This is a genomic window from Mesorhizobium sp. M1A.F.Ca.IN.020.03.2.1 (assembly GCF_004023205.1).
Taxonomy (GTDB): domain Bacteria; phylum Pseudomonadota; class Alphaproteobacteria; order Rhizobiales; family Rhizobiaceae; genus Mesorhizobium.
On record NZ_RZSV01000483.1, the window covers coordinates 1 to 1,027 of the forward strand.

The following is a 1,027-nucleotide window of genomic DNA, read 5'->3' on the forward strand; positions in this document are numbered from 1 at the left end:
GCCGACGTCTTTGCCGCCCTCGACGGCAGCGGCATGTCGCCGGCCGACATCCTCCAGTCGTGGAAGAAGTCGAACGGCCAGGAACAGGCGCCGGCCTCCGATTATGTGGCCGCCGGCTCTTTTGACAATGCGGCGCAGGCAAACCGCGTGGCGGCGGCGCTCGAGCCGTTCGGCAGGACTGAAATCCAGCGCACCGAGCTCGACGGCAACGACTGGTACGCGGTCAACGTCTATCCGGATGGCCATAGCAGCATCGACGACCTGCTGCAGGCGGCCTGGTCGCACGGCGCGCCGGACGCATTGGTTGTGCGAAACTGATCAATTTCGCGCCCGCCGTTGATCCAGCGGAAAGAACCCTGATAGCTTGTCGACGCCAGCACGGCTAAGTGGGTCGATTTTTCATGCAGTTCCGCATCTTTCAGCCTTTCGCCGGATTACTAGGCCTGGCGCTGATACTGCTTTGGGCAGCCCCGGCCGGTGCGCAGCTTTTCGAGACCAAGGCGGCCCAGGCCTTCATGATCGACGCCGACACCGGCACGGTGCTTTTCGCCAAGGATGCCGACAAGCCGATCCCGCCGGCTTCGATGGCCAAGCTGATGACGATGGAGGTGGTCTTCAACGCCATCAAATCGAAGCGGATCACGCTCGACGATACTTTCGTGGTCAGCGAAAACGCCTGGCGCACCGGCGGCGCGCCGTCGGGCACCTCGACGATGTTTGCCAAGCTCAAATCGGCGGTCCGTGTCGAGGATCTGATCCAGGGCGTGACCGTGCAGGCCGCCAATGACGGCTGCATCGTGCTTGCCGAAGGCATGGCAGGCTCGGAGGCGAATTTCGCCGCGCAGATGACGGAGCGTGCCCGCGAGCTTGGTCTCTCGAAATCGACCTTCGTCAATTCGACCGGGCTGCCGGCAGATGGCCAGCAGACGACAGTGCGGGAACTCACGATGCTGGCACTGCACATCTGGCGCGACTATCCCGAGTTCTTCCACTACTACGGCCAGCCCGACTTCACCTGGAACAAGAT

1 protein-coding gene and 1 pseudogene are annotated in these 1,027 nt (G+C 62.8%); both read left to right on the forward strand.

The annotated features are described in order from the left end of the window. Positions 1 to 318, forward strand: a pseudogene (locus EOA79_RS32235) (septal ring lytic transglycosylase RlpA family protein); the annotation flags it as partial. 83 nt (positions 319 to 401) lie between these two features. Beyond that, positions 402 to 1,027, forward strand: a 626-nt coding sequence (locus EOA79_RS32240) for a D-alanyl-D-alanine carboxypeptidase family protein (RefSeq protein ID WP_164894081.1), incomplete at its 3' end; no start/stop codon positions are given.